At 70.1% G+C, this 20,923-nt stretch carries 16 protein-coding genes and 1 tRNA gene; 7 read left to right on the top strand and 10 right to left on the bottom strand.

The annotated features are described in order from the left end of the window. Nucleotides 1-160 precede the first annotated feature (160 nt). Nucleotides 161-1,546: a pyridoxal phosphate-dependent decarboxylase family protein gene (locus ACFY4A_RS26585; RefSeq protein WP_390831856.1), complete on the top strand. Its 1,386-nt coding sequence runs from the start codon at nucleotides 161-163 to the stop codon at nucleotides 1,544-1,546. After that, on the top strand, nucleotides 1,543-2,964 hold the full coding sequence (locus ACFY4A_RS26580; protein ID WP_390831855.1) for a lysine N(6)-hydroxylase/L-ornithine N(5)-oxygenase family protein: 1,422 nt from the start codon (nucleotides 1,543-1,545) through the stop codon (nucleotides 2,962-2,964). The genes ACFY4A_RS26585 and ACFY4A_RS26580 overlap by 4 nt, the downstream gene beginning before the upstream one ends. Before the next feature lie 26 nt (nucleotides 2,965-2,990). Here the strand turns inward: ACFY4A_RS26580 and ACFY4A_RS26575 are convergent, their stop codons facing one another. Next, nucleotides 2,991-4,814, bottom strand: coding sequence for a bifunctional metallophosphatase/5'-nucleotidase (locus ACFY4A_RS26575; RefSeq protein WP_390831854.1), 1,824 nt, complete (start codon nucleotides 4,812-4,814; stop codon nucleotides 2,991-2,993). Between the two features lie 26 nt (nucleotides 4,815-4,840). Between ACFY4A_RS26575 and ACFY4A_RS26570 the strand changes: the two genes are divergently transcribed. The 3 genes from ACFY4A_RS26570 to pyk all read left to right on the top strand — a co-directional run bounded on the left by ACFY4A_RS26570 (nucleotide 4,841) and on the right by pyk (nucleotide 7,267). Further along, nucleotides 4,841-5,311 (top strand): SIMPL domain-containing protein, encoded by a 471-nt coding sequence (locus ACFY4A_RS26570; RefSeq protein ID WP_390831900.1) that lies wholly within the window; start codon nucleotides 4,841-4,843, stop codon nucleotides 5,309-5,311. Then, entirely contained in the window at nucleotides 5,208-5,672 is a 465-nt protein-coding gene (locus ACFY4A_RS26565; protein ID WP_390831899.1) for an SIMPL domain-containing protein, read from the top strand. Before ACFY4A_RS26570 ends, ACFY4A_RS26565 begins: the two co-directional genes overlap by 104 nt. A gap of 158 nt (nucleotides 5,673-5,830) precedes the next feature. Next, on the top strand, nucleotides 5,831-7,267 hold the full coding sequence (pyk, locus tag ACFY4A_RS26560) for a pyruvate kinase (protein ID WP_390831853.1): 1,437 nt from the start codon (nucleotides 5,831-5,833) through the stop codon (nucleotides 7,265-7,267). Between the two features lie 29 nt (nucleotides 7,268-7,296). Here the strand turns inward: pyk and ACFY4A_RS26555 are convergent. Then, a tRNA-Leu gene (locus tag ACFY4A_RS26555) sits at nucleotides 7,297-7,369 on the bottom strand. 106 nt (nucleotides 7,370-7,475) lie between these two features. Between ACFY4A_RS26555 and ACFY4A_RS26550 the strand changes: the two genes are divergently transcribed. Then, complete coding sequence (locus ACFY4A_RS26550; protein ID WP_390831852.1) at nucleotides 7,476-8,147, top strand: ANTAR domain-containing response regulator; 672 nt, start codon at nucleotides 7,476-7,478, stop codon at nucleotides 8,145-8,147. Nucleotides 8,148-8,231: 84 nt separating this feature from the next. Here ACFY4A_RS26550 and ACFY4A_RS26545 read toward each other — a convergent pair whose 3' ends face one another. The 8 genes from ACFY4A_RS26545 to ACFY4A_RS26510 form a co-directional block, all read right to left on the bottom strand. Beyond that, nucleotides 8,232-8,948 (bottom strand): ABC transporter ATP-binding protein, encoded by a 717-nt coding sequence (locus ACFY4A_RS26545; RefSeq protein ID WP_390831851.1) that lies wholly within the window; start codon nucleotides 8,946-8,948, stop codon nucleotides 8,232-8,234. Continuing rightward, the gene (locus ACFY4A_RS26540; protein WP_390831850.1) at nucleotides 8,945-9,883 is read right to left on the bottom strand and encodes an ABC transporter ATP-binding protein; all 939 of its coding nucleotides are present in this window, start codon (nucleotides 9,881-9,883) and stop codon (nucleotides 8,945-8,947) included. Before ACFY4A_RS26540 ends, ACFY4A_RS26545 begins: the two co-directional genes overlap by 4 nt. 3 nt (nucleotides 9,884-9,886) lie before the next feature. Continuing rightward, nucleotides 9,887-11,719 carry a branched-chain amino acid ABC transporter permease gene (locus tag ACFY4A_RS26535; RefSeq protein ID WP_390831849.1) on the bottom strand — a complete coding sequence of 611 codons (1,833 nt, stop codon included), beginning with the start codon at nucleotides 11,717-11,719 and terminating at the stop codon, nucleotides 9,887-9,889. A gap of 5 nt (nucleotides 11,720-11,724) precedes the next feature. Further along, nucleotides 11,725-12,657, bottom strand: coding sequence for a branched-chain amino acid ABC transporter permease (locus tag ACFY4A_RS26530; protein ID WP_390831848.1), 933 nt, complete (start codon nucleotides 12,655-12,657; stop codon nucleotides 11,725-11,727). 112 nt (nucleotides 12,658-12,769) lie between these two features. Continuing rightward, on the bottom strand, nucleotides 12,770-14,002 hold the full coding sequence (locus tag ACFY4A_RS26525; protein WP_390831847.1) for a branched-chain amino acid ABC transporter substrate-binding protein: 1,233 nt from the start codon (nucleotides 14,000-14,002) through the stop codon (nucleotides 12,770-12,772). Nucleotides 14,003-14,291: 289 nt separating this feature from the next. Further along, nucleotides 14,292-14,924 (bottom strand): Tat pathway signal sequence domain protein, encoded by a 633-nt coding sequence (locus ACFY4A_RS26520; RefSeq protein WP_390831846.1) that lies wholly within the window; start codon nucleotides 14,922-14,924, stop codon nucleotides 14,292-14,294. Between the two features lie 205 nt (nucleotides 14,925-15,129). Continuing rightward, nucleotides 15,130-15,615, bottom strand: a complete 486-nt coding sequence (locus ACFY4A_RS26515) for a PaaI family thioesterase (protein ID WP_390831845.1) — start codon at nucleotides 15,613-15,615, stop codon at nucleotides 15,130-15,132. An 83-nt stretch (nucleotides 15,616-15,698) separates the two neighbouring features. Continuing rightward, complete coding sequence (locus tag ACFY4A_RS26510; RefSeq protein ID WP_390831844.1) at nucleotides 15,699-17,978, bottom strand: FdhF/YdeP family oxidoreductase; 2,280 nt, start codon at nucleotides 17,976-17,978, stop codon at nucleotides 15,699-15,701. A 201-nt stretch (nucleotides 17,979-18,179) separates the two neighbouring features. Between ACFY4A_RS26510 and polA the strand changes: the two genes are divergently transcribed. After that, the gene (polA, locus tag ACFY4A_RS26505; protein ID WP_390831843.1) at nucleotides 18,180-20,906 is read left to right on the top strand and encodes a DNA polymerase I; all 2,727 of its coding nucleotides are present in this window, start codon (nucleotides 18,180-18,182) and stop codon (nucleotides 20,904-20,906) included. The last annotated feature ends 17 nt before the right edge of the window (nucleotides 20,907-20,923 follow it).

Below are 20,923 nucleotides of genomic sequence, written 5' to 3'. Positions count from 1 at the left end.
CGCGGCGGGACAGGGCGGGATTCCCTGCCCCCGGCGCACAGCCGGTGCCGGAGGGGCGACAGCGGCGAGCAGCCGCTCGAGCGCCCGTGAACCTCAACCCACCTGGGTTGGAATCCCCCTCCTCTGAAAAGACGGGGAGGATGTCAAGGAGGACAGTCCCATGAGCACCCCGCCGCCCTTGGACCACCCCGCCCGCCTCGCCTCCGGTCCCGACGGCCCGCACGCCCTGCGGCCCCTGCTCGACACCGTGCTCGACGCCCTCGACAGCGGCCGCCGCGCCCGCGGCGGACCCCTGCCCGCGGGCGGGCCCGAGGCGGTCGCCGCCCGGGTGCGCGACGCCGTGGGCGCCGTCCTGCCCGAGCACGGCGACCCGGACGCCCTGCGCGGCCTCGTGCACGCCCTCGCCGAAGGCGCCGCCGACCCCGCCGACCCGCTGTGCGCGGCCCACCTGCACTGCCCGCCGCTCGCCGTGGCCATCGCCGCCGACCTCGCCGTCAGCGCCCTCAATCCCTCCCTGGACTCCTGGGACCAGGCACCCGCCGCCTCCGAACTCGAAGCCCTCGTCACCCGCGCGCTCGCCCACGAGACCGGCCTCGCCGACTCCGTCGTCACCACCGGCGGCACCGAGTCCAACCAACTCGCCCTGCTGCTCGCACGCGAGTCCTGCGGCGACGTCCGCCTGGTCTGCGGTGCCAACGCCCACCACTCCCTGCCCCGCGCCGCCTGGCTGCTCGGCCTGCCCGAACCCCTGATCGTGCCCGCCCCCTCCGGCACCCTCGACCCGGCCGCCCTGCACGGCGTCCTCACCGACCCCGGCGGACCGCGCGGCTCCCTCCTCGTGGCCGCCACCGCCGGCACCACCGACGCCGGCCTCATCGACCCCCTCCCGGAGATCGCCGGACTGTGCGCCGCCCACGGCGCCCGGCTGCACATCGACGCAGCCCACGGCGGGGGACTGCTGTTCAGCGAACGCCACAGGGACAAGCTGACCGGACTCGAAGCCGCCCACACCGTCACCCTCGACCTGCACAAACTCGGCTGGCAGCCGGTCGCCGCCGGACTCCTCGCCGTCCGCCACCCCCGCGACCTCGCCGTCCTGCACCAGCGCGCCGACTACCTCAACGCCGGCGACGACACCGAGGCCGGCCTGCCCGACCTGCTCGGCCGCTCCCTGCGCACCACCCGCCGCCCCGACGTCCTCAAGATCGCCGTCACCCTCAAGGCGCTCGGCCGCAGCGGCCTCGGCGCCCTCGTCGACCAGGTCTGCGCCCGAGCCCGCGAGTTCGCCGACCTCATCCACGACCACCCCGGCTTCGAACTCCACGACCGGCCCACCATCAGCACCGTCCTGTTCCGGCCCGCCGGCGCCACCGACGACGCCGTCGCCACCGTGCGCCGCAGACTCCTCACCGAAGGCCGCGCCGTCCTCGGCCGTGCCCGCCTCGACGACCGGCTCTGGCTCAAGGCCACCCTGCTCAACCCGGACATCCGGACCGAAGACCTGGCCGCTCTGCTGAAACTGGTGGAAGGAAGCACCCCCCGATGAACCATCCCGCACACCACACTTCCCAGGCCCCTCGCGACCTGGTCGGCATCGGCATCGGGCCGTTCAACCTCTCCCTGGCCGCGCTCGCCCACCCGCTCACCGGTCTCGACACCGTCTTCTACGAACAGCGCCCCCGCTTCCACTGGCATCCCGGCCTGCTCATCGACGGCTCCCGCGTCCAGGTGCCCTTCCTCGCCGACCTGGTCACCCTCGCCGACCCGGCCAGCGACTGGTCCTTCCTCAACTACCTCAAGACCCGCGACCGGCTCTTCCCCTTCTACTTCGCCGAGCGCTTCCACATCCAGCGCGCCGAATACGACGCCTACTGCCGCTGGGTCTCCGAGAACCTGCCCGCGGTGCGCTACGGCCACCACGTCGACGCCGTCCGCTGGAACCCCGGACTCCGCCTTTTCGAGGTCGACTTCACCCAGCTCGACGCCGACGGCGAAGCGGAGGCCGTCGGCCGCGCCCACACCCGCAACGTCGTCCTCGGCATCGGCACCGAACCTCACGTGCCCGCCCCGCTGAGGCCCCTCGCCGACGCCCCCGGCGTCCCCGTCGTCCACGCCGCCGACTACCTCGACCACCGCGACACCCTGCTCGCGGCCGGCCACATCACCGTCGTCGGCTCCGGACAGTCCGGTGCCGAGGTCTTCCTCGACCTGCTGCGCCACCGCCGGGCCGGCGGCGAGCGGCTGCACTGGATCGGCCGCACCGAGGCCTTCGCCCCGATGGAATACTCCAAGCTCGGCCTGGAGCACTTCACCCCCGACTACATGCGCTACTTCCACGCCCTGGCCGAACCCGTGCGCGACCGGCTCGTCGCCGGCCAGTGGCAGCTCCACAAGGGCGTCGACGCCGACACCCTCGCCGCCATCCACGACGAGCTCTACCGCCGCACGCTGGACGGCGGCTGGCCCGACGCCGTACTGACCCCCGGTGTCCGGGTCCGCACCGCAGGCCGGGTCGCCGGCTCCCGGATCGAACTCCACCTGGAACACATGCAGCAGGGCACCCGCACCCGCCTCACCACCGACGCCGTCGTCCTCGCCACCGGCTACCGCGAACGTCCCGTCACGCACCTGCTCACCGGACTCGATCCCCACCTGCACCGCGACGGCAAGGAACGCCTGTGTGTCGACGAGCAGTTCCGCCTCGCCCTCGACCCGGCCATCACCGCCACCGGCTGCCACGTCTACGTGCAGAACGCCGAACGCCACACCCACGGCGTCGGCGCCCCCGACCTGGGCCTCGCCGCCTGGCGCAGCGCCAGCATCCTCAACGCGGTGACCGGAACGCAGGCCTACCCGCTGCCCGCCCGCACCGCCTTCACCACCTTCGGCCTGGAACGGCGACGGCCCCAGATCCCGCCGTCGCGCCAGATCAAGGCGCTGACGCCCCTGGCGGACGGGATCTGAGGCCGTCCTGAGAAGAAGGAAGCCGATCAGAACACCGGCGTGCCGTTACGCGTCAGCTTCCAGTCCAGCGATGCGAAGTCCTTCGGGTCCAGCACGCCCTTCGCCGTGACCCACTCCGCGATCCGCGTGCGGATCTCGGTCGACTCCGCCCACAGCTCCTTCGCCGAGGCCACGTGCGGGAACGCGCCACCGCCGTTTGCCCGGTAGTTGTTCACCGCCATCACGAACTCCTGGGCGTCGTCCAGCGCCGCGCCGTTGAACGTGAGGTTCTTGATCCGCGAACCGGCCGGCTGGGCGATGTCGATGTCGTACTGCAGCCCCGACACGTAGTCGTAGTTGTAGTCCGGGCGGCCGCCCGCGTTCGTCAGCTTGTTCACGTCGACCTGCGCGCCGGCGGCCGTCTGCACGAAGTACTCCGCCGAGTACTCCAGGTACGCCCGCAGCTGGGCACCCGTCATCAACTTGGCGACCAGCGTGTTGTCGTACACGTACAGGCTCGACAGGTCCCGGATCGTCACATTGCCGGCCGGGATCTCGGAGGTGCGCGAGAAGGGCGAGGCCTGCGAGACGACCGGCAGCGCGGCGTACTGCGTGCCCGCCAGCGCGGCCTTGACCACGTCCTCCTGCACCTTGTTGATCAGGTCGATGATCGGGGCGTCCTTGTAGCGGGCGTCGACCGTGGTGAGGGTCTCCGTCGCCCGGCCGACCACCTGGTTGACGTACTCCACGACCTTCGCGTGCTCGTCCGACAGCAGCTTGGTGATCTCCGGGTCGTCGGCGACGGTGTTGGCGTTGCGCAGCGAGGCGGAGACCGACTCCACCTCCCACTCGCCCTTGACGAACACCAGCTCGATGTCGAAGAGGGAGAGCCGCTCGGCGTAGCACAGCGGCTCCGACAGCACGACCGTCTTGCCGGTCTTGTCGTTGGTGACCTTCAGCTCCGCGATCTCCTTGTGCGCGTGGCCCACCAGGATCGCGTCGATGCCGGGCACCTGCCGGGCGATGTTCGCGGCGGCGTCCTCCACGTACGGCAGCTGGTCGCCGTACGACGAGGTGCCGGACGTGCCGGAGTGCGCCGACACGATGACCACGTCCGCGCCCATCGAACGCAGTTTGGGCACCCACTTCGCGGCCTGCTCCTCAAGACCTGGGAAGTCCAACTTGCCCTGGACGTAGGCCTTGTCCCAGATCGCGATGCCCGGGTTGGTCAGACCGAGCACGGCCACCGTCACCGGTGCGGCGACACCCGGCGCGTGGAACTTCTTCATGAAGTACGGCGGGAAGGCCGGCTTCTGCGTCTTGTGGTCCACCGCGTTCGCGCCGAGCAGCGGGAAGTCGCACTGCTCCTCGAACTTGCGCAGCGTTTCGATGCCGTAGTTGAACTCGTGGTTGCCGAGCGCCACCGCGTCGTACCCGATGGCGTTCATGGCCTTGGCCATCGGGTGCACCGGACCGCGCTCGGCGGTGATCGGGTCGACCTTCGCGTAGTAGTACGTCAGCGGGGTGCCCTGAATCGTGTCACCGGCGTCCAGGAGCAGCGTGTTCTCACGGCCCTTCTCCTCGCGGACCTGGTCCACCAGCGTGGAGACCCGGGCCAGGCCCTGGGCGTTGCCCGCCGAGTCGCTGTACTCGCCGTCCTTGAAGTAGTCCCAGTTGAACACGTGCCCGTGCAGGTCGGTCGTGCCCATGACGGTGAGGGAGTAGCGCTTGCCCGTTCCGGGCTTGTCGCCCGCCGCGGGAGTCGCGGCGGGCGCGGCCTGGGCCGCCGGAGCCGCCACGGCGCCGGCCAGCGCGACCCCGGCCCCGGTGGCGGCGGACTTGGTCAGGAACTTCCGGCGGTTCAACGGCATGTCTGGTTCTCCTCGTGAACAGGTCGATGACGCGCGTAGATTCTGGCGGTCCGCGGCGAACCGCAACACCCCCGGAAGGTTGCGATCTGGTGACCGGCGAGCGCGTAAAACCGGGCATCGGTGACAGAGTGGGGCGTATGGCCTCAGCCTCCGCACCGGAACCCGGCCCAGCCGTCCCCTACGGCACCCCCGACGCACCCCGGATCGCCGTCCGCGGCGAGGCGCACCTCGAAGTCGACCCCGAGATCGCCCGCATCGGCATCACCGTCACCGCCCGCGGCAAGGACCGCCGTTCGGCCCTCGACGACCTCACCCGGCGTAACGCCCGCGTCCTCGACCTCGTCAAGTCCTACGGCCCGGCGGTGGAGCACTTGGAAGACGGGCGCCTTCTCCATCAGCCCCGAGCCGACCCGGCACGGCCGCGGCGAGCGCGTCCGCATCTACCACGGCGCCGTCCGTCTCACCGCCGAACTCTCCGATTTCACCGCCCTCGGTGAACTCACCACCCGACTGGCCGACTTGGAACTCACCCGGGTGGACGGCCCCTGGTGGGCGCTGCGCCCCGGCTCACCGGCCCACCGGGAGGCACGCCGGCAGGCCGTGCAGGAGGCCGTTCAGCGGGCCAGGGAGTACGCCGAGGCGCTGGGCACCTCGCTCACCGCCCTGGTCGAGATCGCCGACGTCGGCCTGGGGCGCCCTCAGGGCTCGTCGCAGTCCCGAGGCCGGACGCGCATGGTCTCCGGCCACGGCGCGTCCGTGGAGCGGGACGAGGCCGCGCCCCTGGACCTCGAACCCGAGCGGCAGCACGTCCACGCGCAACTCGACGCGCGATTCACCGTGGCACCGCCCAGACTGTGATTACGTCAGTTGCGTCTTTTGGTCCGCGAACGGGGCGAACGCTCGTCGGAGCGCCGCCCCGCACAGTTCAACAGTTGTCAAAACTCCTTCATGCAAAGGTTGTTGAGTAGTCACGTCGTACCAATCGTCTACCCACTGGTAAGGCCTAGGCTCACATCATGCGCCGAGCAAAGATCGTCTGTACTCTGGGGCCCGCCACCGACACGTACGACCAGATCAAGGCACTGGTCGACGCCGGAATGGACGTCGCCCGATTCAACCTCAGCCACGGCGGCCACGCCGAACACGAGGAGCGCTACCGGCACGTACGCAGGGCCGCCGACGCGACCGGACGCAGCGTCGCAATCCTCGCCGACCTTCAGGGCCCGAAGATCCGGCTCGGCCGCTTCCGTGAAGGACCCGTACTCCTCGAACGCGGTGACACCTTCACCATCACCGTCGAAGAGGGCGTCGAGGGCGACCGCCACATCTGCGGCACCACCCACGCCGGCCTCGCCGAGGACGTCACCCCCGGCGAGCGCATTCTCGTCGACGACGGCAAGGTGGGCCTCGAGGTCACCGCCGTCGACGGCCCCCATGTCCGCACCCGGGTGATCGAGAGCGGCGTGATCTCCGACCACAAGGGGCTCAATCTGCCGGGCGTCGCCGTCTCGGTCCCCGCCCTGTCCAAGAAGGACGAGGACGACCTGCGCTGGGCGCTGCGCACCGGCTTCGACGTCGTCGCGCTGTCCTTCGTCCGCGGTGGCCGGGACATCCTCGACGTCCACCGCGTCATGGACGACGAGGGCCGCCGCCTCCCTGTCATCGCCAAGATCGAGAAACCGCAGGCGGTGGAGGCCGTCGACGACATCGTGGCCGCCTTCGACGGCATCATGGTCGCCCGCGGCGACCTGGGCGTGGAAATGCCGCTGGAGCAGGTCCCGATCGTCCAGAAGCGCGCGATCAAGCTGGCCAGGCGGAACGCCAAGCCGGTGATCGTCGCCACCCAGATGCTCGACTCGATGATCGGTAACTCCCGCCCGACCCGCGCGGAGGCCTCGGACGTGGCCAACGCGGTGCTCGACGGCACGGACGCGGTGATGCTGTCGGGCGAGACCAGCGTGGGCAAGCACCCGGTGGAGACGGTGCGGACGATGGCCCGCATCGTCGCGGCGGCCGAGGAGGACCTCCTCGCCGAGGGACTGCCTCCGCTGACCGACCGCAACAAGCCCCGCACCCAGGGCGGCGCCGTGGCCCGCGCCGCGGCGGAGATCGGCGACTTCCTCGGCGCCAGGTTCCTGGTCGCCTTCACCCAGTCGGGTGACACCGCCCGCCGGCTCTCCCGCTACCGCTCCCCCATCCCGCTGCTGGCCTTCACCCCGGAGCCGGCCACCCGCTCCCAACTCAGCGCCACCTGGGGCGTGGAGACGTTCCTGGGCCCGCGTGTCGACTCGACCGACGCCATGGTCGAGCAGGTCGACGAACTGCTGCTGCGGTACGGCCGGTGCGAGAAGGGCGACGTGGTGGTGATCACAGCGGGCTCGCCTCCGGGGGTGCCGGGCTCGACGAACCTGGTCAGGATTCACCACATCGGGGAGGACGACACTCCCAAGTAGAACTTGCGACCTTGAATTCGGAGGAAACGTACCCCGGGTCGGATTCGAACCGACGCTGGATGGTGTTTGAGACCATTGCCTCTACCGCTGGGCTACCGGGGCCCCCTTTGAAACAAAGATCGACGGTCACCCGCCGTCCCCCTACCTTACCGCAGCTGGGTACGCTCTTGGAGCAGTACCCGCCCGCCCCGGAACAAGGAGCGCCCCCGTGACCGCCGAGTCGCCCGAGCCCGTAGACGTGTCCGACGACGACAAGTCGCACGTGCCTCCGCTGACGACCCGGGTCGTCATCGCCGAGGACGAGGCACTGATCCGGCTCGACCTCAAAGAGATGCTGGAGGAAGAGGGCTACCGGGTCGTCGGTGAGGCCGGGGACGGTGAGCGGGCCGTGGAGCTGGCCCGCGAGCACCGCCCGGACCTGGTGATCCTCGATGTGAAGATGCCCAAGCTCGACGGCATCTCGGCGGCGGAGCGGATCGCCGAGGAGCGGATCGCGCCCGTGCTCATGCTCACCGCGTTCTCGCAGCGCGACCTGGTGGAGCGCGCCCGGGACGCCGGGGCGATGGCGTACCTGGTGAAGCCGTTCAGCAAGAGCGACGTCGTCCCCGCCATCGAGATGGCCGTCTCGCGGTTCACCGAGCTGAAGGAGCTGGAGAAGGAGGTCGCTGACCTCGCCCAGCGGCTGGAGACCCGCAAGCTGGTCGACCGTGCCAAGTCGGTCCTTCAGACGGAGTACGGGCTGACCGAGCCGGCCGCGTTCCGCTGGATCCAGAAGACCTCGATGGACCGCCGCATGTCGATGCAGCAGGTCGCGGAGGCGGTCATCCAGGACAGCGAGGAGAAGAAGGCCGCGAAGGGCGCCAAGTCCGACAAGGACTGAGCCGGGCAGACCAGTACACGGGGAATGGGCCCGCTTCCCCTTACGGGACGCGGGCCCACTCTCGTTTCGGCGGTTACCCGGGGGTCAGTCCTCGCCCAGGTACGCCTTGCGGACCGATTCGTCGTGCAGCAGGTCCTGGCCGGTGCCGGAGAGCACGATGTTGCCGACTTCCATGACGTGTCCCTGGTCGGCGAGGGAAAGAGCCGCCTGGGCGTTCTGCTCGACGAGCAGAATCGTCGTGCCCTGGGATTTCAGGTCGGCGATGGTCGCCATGATCTTCTGCATCATGATCGGGGAAAGGCCCATGGAGGGCTCGTCGAGCATGAGCAGTTTCGGCTGGGACATCAGCGCCCGGCCCATGGCGAGCATTTGCTGCTCGCCGCCGGAGAGGGTGCCCGCGGCCTGCTTTCTGCGTTCGCCCAGGATGGGGAAGAGATCGTAGGCGTGCTGAATGCCCTTTTCGATGCCTTCCTTGTCCTTGCGCAGGAAGGCGCCGAGCCGGAGATTGTCCTCGATCGTCATCCGCGGGAAGATGTGCCGCCCCTCGGGGGAGTGGGCGAGTCCCATCGAGACGATCTGGTGGGCGGGGACCTTCTTCAGCGACTTGCCGTTGAACCTGATGTGCCCGCCGACCGGCTTGAGCAGCCCGGACAGGGTGCGCAGCGTGGTGGTCTTGCCGGCGCCGTTGGTGCCGATGAGGGTGACGACCTGACCGGCCTCGACCGTGAAGGAGATGCCCTTGACGGCCTGGATCTTGCCGTAGGCGACGCGGAGGTCCTCTACTTCGAGCAGTGCGGTCATCGGTCGTTCTCCTTGCCGGGCGCGGCGTCCTGCGGGGTGTCGGCCTCTGCCTGCGCCTCGGCCGCCTCGGCTTGTGTCTCGGCGTTCTCGACCTCGGCGGCCTCCTCGGCGCCGGGCGCGCCCTCGAAGGGTTCGCCGAGGTAGGCGGCGATGACGCGCTCGTCGCGCTGGACGGTGGCGCTGTCGCCCTCGATGAGCTTTTCGCCCTGGACGAGTACGGCGACGCGGTCGCAGAGGTTCATGATGAACCGCATGTCGTGCTCGATGACGAGCACGGCGATGCCCATGTCCCGGATGGCGAAGACCAGTTCCTCGGTGGCCCGGGTCTCCTGCGGGTTCATGCCGGCGGTGGGCTCGTCCAGGAGCAGCAGGCCCGGCTCACTGGCCAGGGCGCGGGCGATCTCCAGCTTGCGCTGCTCGCCGTAGGGCAGGTTGCGCGAGAGGTGCTCGGCCTTGTGGGCGAGGCCCACGAACTCCAGCAGCTCCATGGCCCGCGCGCGGGAGGCGGCTTCGGCCCGGTGGAATCCGGGGCCGCGCAGCAGGGCGGACCACAGTCCTTCCTTGGTGCGGGTGTGCCGGCCGACGAGCACGTTCTCCAGGACCGTCATGTTGGCGAACAGGCGGATGTTCTGGAAGGTGCGGGCGATGCCTGCGGCGGTGACCTTGAAGGACTTGGGCGGCAGGACCTCGCCCTTGTAGCGGACCTCGCCCTCGGTCGGGATGTAGAGGCCGGTGAGGCAGTTGAAGAAGGTGGTCTTGCCGGCGCCGTTGGGGCCGATGAGTCCCACGATCTCGCCGCTGTGGACGGTGAGGTCCACTCCGCGTACGGCGGTCAGGCCCCCGAAGCGCATGGTCACGCCGCGTGCGTCGAGGACGGTCTCGCCGGGGGCGGCCGCGGCGGGTGTGGTGTCCCTGGTGGTGGTGTCGGTAGTCATGGGTCAGACCCCTGCCTTGCTGAGGACCGCGGGTGCCTCCGACTGCTCGTGGAACTCGAGCTGGCGGCGCCGGTTGGGGATGAGGCCTTCCGGACGGAAGCGCATCAGCAGTACGAGTGCGAGACCGAAGGCCAGGAGCTGGTAGTCGCCGAGGAACTGCAGCTTGGCCGGGATGAGGTAGAGCAGCGCCGCGCCGACCAGGGGACCGCTGATGGTGCCCATGCCGCCGAGGACGACCGCGGCGAGCAGGAAGGCGGAGTTGGGCGGCACGACGTGGGCGAACTGGTACTGCTCCGGGGTCACGGTGTAGGTGACGTGGGCCTGGACGGCGCCGGCGAGGCCGGCCAGCGTGGCGCCGAGGGCGAAGGCGATGAGCTTGACGCGGAAGCCGTTGATGCCCATGGCGCGTGCGGCGGTCTCGTCCTCGCGGATGGCGATCCAGGCGCGGCCGATGCGGGAGTCGCTGCTGCGCCGGAACACCACGACGACGATCAGCGTGATGAGGAGCATCAGCAGGAAGTAGTTGGCGAAGCGGGCGATGGTGAACCCGAGGAAGGTGTGCTCCTGGCCGAAGTCGAAGCCGAGGATGTTCAGGTTGGGGATGGAGGAGATGCCGTTGGAGCCGTTGGTGACGTCCGGTCCGGAGGTGCCGTCCATGTTGAGGACCGCGATCCGGAAGATCTCTCCGAAGCCGAGGGTGACGATGGCGAGGTAGTCGCCGCGCAGCCGCAGGGTGGGGGCGCCGATGAGGACGCCGAAGATCATGGCGACCACGCCGCCGAGCAACGCGGAGGCCCAGAACGGCAGATGGAGGCTCAGGGGCGAGGACGGCGAGCCGGAGACCAGGGCCGCCGTGTAGGCGCCGACACCGAGGAAGGCCACGTAACCGAGGTCGAGCAGGCCGGCGAGGCCGACGACGATGTTCAGGCCGAGTGCGACGGTCGCGAAGATCAGGATGTAGACGCCGATCGTCGCGTACTGGTCGTCGGACTGGGTGAAGGGGAAGGCGGCGGCGGCAACGAAGGCGCTGAGCATGGTGACGTTGCGGTGCTTGGCGGTGATCGCCGAGACACGGGCCACCAGTCCGGCCTTGAAGAGCGCGGCGAAGCAGAAGCCGACGGTGATGAGGAAGCCGACGAAGAGCTCGTCGTACGAAGTGCTGATGCCGTACGTGAAGACGGTGAGGCCGATGGCCATGGCCGCGATGATGACGAGGATCTCGGCGTAGACCGGCAGGGCGCGGGCCGGGGCGGGGGTGCCGGAGGCGATCGCGGCCCGGGCCACGGCGAGCTTGTTGCGCGTGTTGTGCCGTATCTGGTCCCAGGTGCTGTCCTCGGGGTCGGCGGGCTCGGCCGCCGGCCGCTCGAACGGCAGGGAGAGCACGCCGATCACGGTGAGGACGGTGGCCGCGGCGAGGATCCAGGCGCCCGGTTCGAGGTTGACCAGCCCGCCGAGTTTCCCGCTGATCGCGAGGATGGTGTACCAGGCGGTGCCGAAGGTGCCGAGTGCGGCCAGGGTGAGCGCGCCGGTGCCGCCGGCGGGCACGAGCCAGCCGAGGCCCTTGACGCCGTAGGAGGCGAGACCCAGCAGGGCGGTGAGCGCCGCGCCGATGAGGACCAGGACCTGGAGGCCGCCGGGGTAGCCGTAGACCGTGAGGTCGCCGGGGAATTCGGAGGTCCACGTCCAGGCGAGGAAGGCGGAGACGACGGTCAGGACGGCGCCGCCGGTGGCCAGGGCGAGGCCGACGCGCTCCGGCAGGCGGATGATGCCGGTGGCGGTGGCGTTGCCGGCGGCGGGTGCGCCGGCGGCGTCGGGTGCGGTGGTCTGTGTGGTCATCGGTGTCACGCCCTGTCCGCCACGCGCTCGCCGAGCAGACCCTGGGGCCTGAACAGCAGCACGAGGATGAGGAGTACGAACGCCCAGACGTTGGCCCAGGACTGGCTGCCGAACTGGTGCATGCCGGGGATGTCGGAGATGTAGGCGGTGGCGAGGGTCTCGGCGACGCCGAGGACGATGCCGCCGATCATGGCGCCGTAGATGTTGCCGATGCCACCGAGGACGGCCGCGGTGAACGCCTTCAGGCCGAGGATGAAGCCCATGCGGAACTGGATCTCGCCGTACTTGAGGCCGTAGGCGACGGATCCGACGGCGGCGAACGTGGCGCCGAGGGCGAAGGCGACCACGATGATGCGGTCGGTGTTGACGCCCATGAGCTTGGCGGTGTCCGGGTCCTGCGCGGTGGCCTGCATGCCCCGTCCGGTACGGGTCTTCATGACGAAGTAGGCGAGGATGGCCATGCTGATGGGGGCGGCGCAGAAGAGGAAGATGTCACCGGTCTGGATGGTGACGCTACCGATCTCGAAGGGGCCTCCGGCGATCTGCGGGAAGGTGCGGGCGGACTTGGCGTCCGGGTACCAGGCCCACACCGCCTGCTGGAGCGCGAGGGAGAGACCGATGGCGGTGATCAGGGGCGCCAGGCGAGGGCCGCCGCGCAGGGGACGGTAGGCGAACCGTTCCGCCCCGATGGCGACGAGGACGGCGACGATGATGGCGCCGAGAAGCATGAGCGGCAGCGCGATCCACATGGACGTGCCGTTCGGAAGCACCCACAGATAGACCGAGAGCGCGCCGAAGGCGCCGGTCATGAAGATCTCGCCGTGGGCGAAGTTGATGAGCTGGACAATGCCATAGACCATCGTGTAGCCGATGGCGACCAGCCCGTACATGGATCCCAGTAGCAGGCCGTTGACCAGCTGCTGCGGCAGTTCGTTCACCGCATGTCCTCCGAGACGTTCGGATGTTCGACGGATTGTGGCCGGATGCGAGTGCGCGCGGGGCGCCAGTGGAACAGCGCCCCGCGCGACTGGTGAGCGGTGCTGGTGCGGCTCAGCCCGTGTAGGTGCCGGAGTGGACCGGGTTCCACGCGCCGTTCTTGACGGCGTAGACGGTGAGCTGCTTGTTGGTGGCGTCGCCGAACTCGTCGAAGGAGACCTTGCCGGTCACTCCGTCGAAGGAGACGTTCTGCATGGCCTCGGTGACCTTGGCGCGGGCGTCGGACGGCAGCTTGCCGCCGTTGTCGTCGACGACCTTCTTGACGGCCTCGATGACGGCCCAGGCCGAGTCGTAGGAGTAGCCGCCGTAGGCGGAGTACTCGTCCTTGTAGCCGGCGGCCTTGTAGTCGGCCATGAACTGCTTGGCGGAGTCGAGCTCCTCGACCGGGGCGCCGACGGAGGTGGCGAGGTCGCCGTTGCTCTCGGCGCCGGCCAGCTGGATGAACTTGGCGTCGTAGATGCCGTCGCCGCCGATGAGCGGGATCTTGGCGCCGGCGGCCTTGATCTGCTTGCTGAGCGGGCCGGCCTGCGGGTACTCGCCGCCGTAGTAGACGACGTCCGCGCCGGACTTCTTGACCTTGGTGGCGACCGCGGAGAAGTCCTTGGTGTCCGGGTCGATGTGCTCGGTGCCGACGACCTTGCCGCCGAGCTTCTTGAACTCGTCGGTGAAGGTGCCCGCCAGGCCGGCGCCGTAGGTCTTCTTGTCGTCGATGACGAAGACCTTCGTCTTCTTCGAGGTGTTGAAGACGTACTGCGCGGCGAAGGGACCCTGGATGGCGTCCGTGGTCGCGGTGCGGAAGTACGACTTGTACTGGCGCACCTTCTTGGTCCGCCAGTCGGCGCCCTGGCTGAGCGAGGGGCCGGTGTTGGCGGGGGAGACCTGGACCAGCTTGGCGTCGTCGAAGACCCGCTGCATGGACTCCGCGACCGAGGAGTTGAGGGGGCCCACGGCGCCGAGGACGTCCTTGTTGGCGACGAGCTTGACGGCGTTCTGCTGGCCCGAGGAGGGCTGGGCCTGGTCGTCCAGGGCCTCGATCTTGAAAGTGACGCCCTTGACGAACTTCTGCTTGTTGGCCGTCTTGGCAGCCAGGTCGGCGGAGTTCTTGATGCCGAGGCCCAGTGCGGACAGGTCGCCGGTCAGCGGGGCGTCGACGCCGATGATCACGGTGGTGCCACCGTCGCCGGAGTCCGAACCCTTGTCTCCGCCACCCCGCGAGCCGCAGGCGGTGAGGGTGAGTGCTCCCGCTGCCAGTGCTGCGGTAATGGCGATGAGTGAACGTTGACGCACGATCAGTCCTTTCCCTGGCACGGCCCCTCCCCCCTGGAAGAGGTCGAGTCGAGCGCGGAGTCGAAGGGGTATTCCGACGGCGCCGTGACTGGCGGTGACTCTAGGCGTGCTCAGGGAACGTGGAGGAGGGTCTGGCCAAGGCTGTGACGCTCTTGTTATGACACGACGTATTGCAGAGCGGTAGGTGGAGGGTGGAACAGCGGAATTCAGGCCGATTCGCCCGGTCCGGATTCTGAGAACTCGCAGGACGTGCGGGGGCTGCGTTCAGGTGTCTCAACGGTTTTGGTGATTACCTGAGGCTGTTGCCGCAGGCGTCTCGCAGGGCTTGGGAGAGGCTCTGTGCATAGCGTGGCCCGAGGATGAAACTGTGCACCTGGATTGCGCGCTTATTACGCAGTGTTACGTCCAGGAAAGGGAGCCCGGCGTCCTCCGGCACTTTTCCGCATTCCTTCACATGCATGGTGATCACAATTTTGTGGGCGGATCCCGCCCTGGTGCGGAAAGGGGGGCGGGGCTCGGAGGTGAGGGAAAGTCCCGCGTACGGCTGGGCGATGCCGGTGACGGTCACGGGCGGGCCGGACCGCACGCTGACCAGCACCGCGAAGCTGAATGTCCCGGTTCCGGCGCCGTGGGGTGCGGCGACCTCTTCCAGGTAGGACACGTCGGTCACTTGGGAGGGGTAGGGCGGCGCCGGGGGCTGCGGCCGGGGCTGCGGCGCGTCCTGACGGGTGGCGAACAGGTAGCCGCCGCCCGCGAGGAGAAGGGCGAGCGTCAGGGTGGTGAGGGCGGCCCGGCGGTGCCGTCGGTACAGCCGCGCGAGAGGGGTGTGCGCGAGGCCGCCGGTGCGGGGTGGATCGTCCGGGTCGGGCGTGCCCCACGCGCGCGTGCCCTCGCCCGGTTCGAGCGGCCCGACACCGTTCACGGCCGCGGCCTCCTGTCGGGCGTGCCGACTTGGTGCGGGCCGGTGCGCTGGAGTTGACGGCAAGTCAGTTCGTTTGGCGAGGGCGCCGTTTGGGGGCGGGATCGCCTCGACCGCGCCCCCGGCCGGGGCGCTCCTCCCGTTGTCATGGCAAGAAGCTAGGCGGCCCGGTGGCCGGGGGCAACGGTAGAGGAGGCGGCTCCGCGGCTCAGCCGGCCGCGCCGACGGGGCCGTCGCCCGGCCTCACGTCGCGCAGCAGGCAGGTCAGGCGGGCGCTGCACACCCGCCGTCCCTCCTCGTCGCTGATCACGATCTCGTACGTCGCCGTCGAACGTCCCCGGTGGACGGGTGTGGCCACGCCGGTGACCAGACCGGAGCGCGCCCCGCGGTGATGGGTGCAGTTCAGGTCGACACCGACGGCGATCTTGGAGCTGCCGCCGTGCAGCATGGCGCCGACCGAGCCGAGGGTCTCGGCGAGGACGGCGGAGGCGCCGCCGTGCAGCAACCCGTAGGGCTGGGTGTTGCCCTCCACCGGCATGGTTCCGACGACGCGCTCGGCCGACGCCTCCAGGATCTGCACGCCCATGCGGGTGCCGAGGTGTCCGGCGGAGAAAAGGGCGGGCAGGTCGACGCCGAGCGCGGCGTACTCGTCGACGACTTCCTGCGGGAACTTCACGTTCTGCTGCTCGCCCATGGGGCCCGGCTCCGTTCGTCCTTGATCGGCTCGGCGCCGATCGGCTCGGGGTCGATCGGCCACCGTATTCACTGAGCGAACGCTCAGTCGGCCGCCGATTGTTCCAGACGCACCACGACCGACTTGCTGGCCGGGGTGTTGCTGGTGTCAGCGGTGGCGTCCAACGGCACCAGCACGTTGGTCTCCGGGTAGTACGACGCGGCACAGCCCCGGGCCGTCGGATAGTGCACGACCCGGAAGCCCGGCGCCCGCCGCTCCACGCCGTCCTTCCACTCGCCGACCAGGTCCACGTAGGACCCGTCGGCCACCCCCAGCGCCCGCGCGTCCTCCGGGTTGACCAGCACCACCCGCCGGCCGTTCCTGATCCCCCGGTAGCGGTCGTCGAGGCCGTAGACCGTGGTGTTGTACTGGTCGTGCGAGCGCAGCGTCTGCAACAGCAGGCGGCCCTCGGGCAGTTCGGGGAACTCCACGGGCGCGGCGGTGAAGTTGGCCTTGCCGGTGGCCGTCGGGAAGCGGCGCTCGTCGCGCGGCGCGTGCGGCAGCGCGAAGCCGCCGGGGCGGGCCACGCGCGCGTTGAAGTCCTCGAAGCCGGGGATCACCCGGGCGATCCGGTCGCGGATCGCCGCGTAGTCCTTCTCGAACTCCTCCCACGGCACCACGCTCTTCTCGCCCAGCACCCGGCGGGCCAGCCCGCACACGATGGCCGGCTCGGACCTCAGCTGCGCGCTCGCGGGCCGCAGCCGGCCCCGGGAGGCGTGCACCATGCCCATGGAGTCCTCGACGGTGACGAACTGCTCGCCGCCGTCCTGCACGTCCCGCTCGGTGCGGCCGAGGGTGGGCAGGATCAGCGCACGCGCGCCCGTGACCACGTGGGAGCGGTTGAGCTTGGTCGACACGTGCACCGTCAGCCGGGCCCGGCGCATGGCGGCCTCGGTGACGCCGGTGTCGGGGGAGGCGGAGACGAAGTTGCCGCCCATGGCGAAGAACACCTTCGCGTCGCCGTCGCGCAGGGCCCGGATGGCCCGTACGACGTCGTAGCCGTGCTCGCGCGGCGGTGCGAAGGCGAACTCCTTCTCCAGGGCGTCCAGGAAGTCGTGATCGGGGCGCTCGAAGATGCCCATCGTGCGGTCGCCCTGCACGTTGGAGTGGCCGCGTACCGGGCACACGCCCGCGCCCGGGCGGCCGATGTTGCCGCGCAGCAGCAGGAAGTTGACCACCTCGCGGATGGTCGGCACCGAGTGCTTGTGCTGGGTCAGGCCCATCGCCCAGCACACGATGGTGCGCCTGGAGGCGAGGACCATCTCCAGCGCGCGGTCGATCTCCGCGCGCGTGAGCCCGGTCGCGGTGAGCGTCTCGTCCCAGTCGGCGGCACGGGCGGCCTGCGCGAACTCCTCGTAACCATGGGTGTGTTCGCGGACGAACTGCTCGTCCACCGCGCCCTCGGTGTCGAGGACCAGCTTGTTGAGGAGGCGGAAGAGGGCCTGGTCGCCGCCGATGCGGATCTGCAGGAACAGGTCGGTGAGCGCGGCGCCCTTGAGCATGCCCTGAGGGGTCTGCGGGTTCTTGAACCGCTCCAGACCGGCCTCCGGCAGCGGGTTGACGCTGATGATCTTCGCGCCGCCCGCCTTGGCCTTCTCCAGGGCGGAGAGCATCCGGGGGTGGTTCGTCCCCGGGTTCTGCCCGGCGACGATGATCAGGTCGGCCTGGTAGAGGTCCTCCAGGAGCACACTGCCCTTGCCGACCCCGATCGTCTCCGACAGGGCGGAGCCGGAGGACTCGTGGCACATGTTGGAGCAGTCGGGCAGGTTGTTGGTGCCGAGCTCGCGCGCGAAGAGCTGGTAGAGGAACGCGGCCTCGTTGCTGGTGCGGCCGGAGGTGTAGAAGAGGGCCTCGTCGGGGGAGTCGAGGGCGGCGATCTCCTCGGCGACGATGTCGAAGGCGCGCTCCCAGGTGACCGGTTCGTAGTGATCGGCGCCCTCGGGCAGGTACATGGGGTGGGTGAGCCGTCCCTGCTGGCCCAGCCAGTACCCGCTGCGGTCCGCCAGGTCGGATACGGAGTGCGCGGCGAAGAACTCCGGGGTGACCCGGCGCAGGGTGGCCTCCTCGGCGACCGCCTTCGCGCCGTTCTCGCAGAACTCCGCCGTGTGCCGGTGCTCCGGCTCCGGCCAGGCACAGCCCGGGCAGTCGAAGCCGTCCTTCTGGTTGACCCGCAGCAGGGTCAGCGCGGTGCGCCTCACCCCCATCTGCTGCTGGGCGATCCGCAGTGTGTGCCCGATGGCCGGCAGTCCGGCCGCCGCGTGCTGCGGCTCGGCTACCTGCGGCGCGTCCTGAACCGGATCACCCATGGGCGGCTTCGTGGCCATCGCACGCTCTCCTTCGACTGCGGCATGTGAAGAACGTCTCCGATCCTCGCACGGCCCTGTGGCAGGGCTGACGGCCGGGGACGCGGACCACGACGGCCGCGCGCGCCGGCCGGACCCGGGGCGGCTCGTCCCGGAGGCCGCGGAGGCGGGCGGTGGGCCCGTGGGCCCCGGCTGTCAGTGGCACGTGGCAGGATCGGGGACGTGGCAGAGACAGCATCGAAGAAGACCGACACCACCCCCGGCGGCGCCCGGCCGCGGCTGATGCTCATGGACGGGCACTCGCTGGCCTACCGCGCGTTCTTCGCGCTGCCCGCGGAGAACTTCACGACCGCGACGGGCCAGCCGACGAACGCCATCTACGGCTTCGCGTCGATGCTGGCCAACACCCTGCGTGACGAGGCGCCGACGCACTTCGCGGTCGCCTTCGACGTCTCCCGCAAGACCTGGCGCTCCGCGGAGTTCACCGAGTACAAGGCGAACCGCTCCAAGACCCCGGACGAGTTCAAGGGCCAGGTCGAGCTGATCGGCGAACTGCTCGACGCGATGAACGCCTCCCGCTTCGCCGTCGAGGGGTACGAGGCGGACGACGTGATCGCCACCCTCGCCACCCAGGCCGAGGCCGAGGGCTTCGAGGTGCTGATCGTCACCGGCGACCGGGACTCCTTCCAGCTGGTCTCCGAGCACACGACGGTGCTCTACCCCACCAAGGGCGTCTCCGAGCTGACCCGGTTCACCCCGGAAAAGGTCTTCGAGAAGTACGGACTGACGCCGGCCCAGTATCCGGACTTCGCGGCGCTGCGCGGCGACCCGTCGGACAACCTGCCGGGCATCCCCGGCGTCGGTGAGAAGACGGCCGCGAAGTGGATCAACCAGTTCGGTTCGTTCGCCCAGCTCGTGGAGCGGGTCGAGGAGGTCAAGGGCAAGGCGGGCCAGAACCTGCGCGACCACCTGGAGTCCGTCAAGCTCAACCGCCGGCTCACCGAGCTGGAGCGGGGCGTGGAGCTGCCGAGGGCGGTCACCGACCTCGTCCGCACGCCGTACGACCGCAAGGCCGTCGCGATGGTCCTGGACACCCTGGAGATCCGCAATCCCTCCCTGCGCGAGCGGCTCTTCGCCGTGGACCCGGGCGCCGAGGAGGCCGAGTCGATCCCGATCGCGACGGACGGGGTGCAGCTGGACGGGACCGTGCTCGGCACCGGCGAGCTGGCCGGCTGGCTCGCCGGGCACGGCACACAGGTGCTCGGTGTCGCCACCGTCGACGCCTGGGCGCTGGGCGCGGGCTCGGTCGCCGAGATCGCGCTCGCCGCGACCGGGGGAGCGGCCGCCTGGTTCGACCCGTCGCAGCTGGACGAGGCGGACGAGAGCGCGTTCGCGGCCTGGCTTGCCGACGCGGACCGGCCCAAGGTCTTCCACAACGCCAAGGGCGCCATGCGGGTCCTCGCCGAGCACGGCTGGACCATCGAGGGCGCCACCATGGACACCGCGCTCGCCGCCTACCTGGTCAAGCCGGGCCGCCGCTCCTTCGACCTGGACGCGCTGTCCCTGGAGTACCTGCACCGGGAGCTGGCCCCCGCCGCCGCGGCCGACGGGCAGCTCGCCTTCGGCGCCGACGAGGGCGCCGAGGCCGAGGCCCTGATGATCCAGGCCAGGGCCGTCCTCGACCTCGGCGAGGCCTTCGAGGCCCGGCTCGCGGAGGTCGGCGCGGCGGACCTGCTGCGCGACGTGGAACTGCCGACATCCGCACTGCTGGCCCGCATGGAGCGGCACGGCATCGCGGCGGACCGGCCCCACCTCGAGGCGATGGAGCAGATGTTCGCGGGCGCCGTGCAGCAGGCCGTGAAGGAGGCGCACGCGGCGGCCGGGCGCGAGTTCAACCTCGGCTCGCCCAAGCAGCTCCAGGAAGTCCTCTTCGGCGAGCTCGCCCTGCCGAAGACGAAGAAGACGAAGACGGGCTACACGACTGACGCCGACGCCCTGGCGTGGCTGGCCACCCAGACGGACAACGAACTGCCGGTCATCATGCTCCGCCACCGCGAGCAGGCGAAGCTGCGCGTCACCGTCGAGGGCCTGATCAAGACGATCGCGGCCGACGGCCGCATCCACACCACGTTCAACCAGACGGTCGCCGCGACCGGCCGTCTGTCGTCGACGGACCCCAACCTGCAGAACATCCCCGTCCGCACCGACGAGGGCCGGGCCATCCGGCGCGGCTTCGTGGTCGGCGAGGGCTTCGAGTCGCTGATGACGGCCGACTACAGCCAGATCGAGCTCCGCGTGATGGCCCACCTGTCTGAGGACGCGGGCCTGATCGAGGCGTTCACCTCTGGCGAGGACCTGCACACCACGGCGGCCTCGCAGGTCTTCGGCGTCGACCGCCCGGCGGTGGACGCGGAGATGCGGCGCAAGATCAAGGCGATGTCCTACGGCCTGGCGTACGGGCTGTCGGCCTTCGGCCTCTCCCAGCAGCTGAACATCGAGGCGGCCGAGGCACGCGCCCTGATGGACGCCTACTTCGAGCGCTTCGGTGGCGTACGGGACTACCTGCGCCGCGTGGTCGACGAGGCGCGGGCCACCGGCTACACCGAGACCCTCTTCGGTCGCCGGCGCTATCTGCCCGACCTCAACAGCGACAACCGCCAGCGCCGCGAGATGGCCGAGCGCATGGCCCTCAACGCGCCGATCCAGGGCACGGCGGCCGACATCGTCAAGATCGCCATGCTTCACGTGGACCGCGCCCTGCGCGAGGCCGGCCTCGCCTCCCGCATGCTCCTCCAGGTCCACGACGAAATCGTCCTGGAGATCGCCCCCGGCGAACGCGAGACCGTGGAGCAGATCGTCCGCCGTGAGATGGCCGGCGCGGTACGGCTCAGGGCTCCCCTTGACGTCTCGGTCGGCGTGGGCCCGGACTGGGAGTCGGCGGCGCACTAGCCCCGCGGCCGCACGGC

The sequence above is a fragment of the Streptomyces sp. NPDC001292 genome (assembly GCF_042896465.1).
Lineage (GTDB): Bacteria > Actinomycetota > Actinomycetes > Streptomycetales > Streptomycetaceae > Streptomyces.
This window is presented reverse-complemented; position numbering and strand designations above follow the sequence as displayed.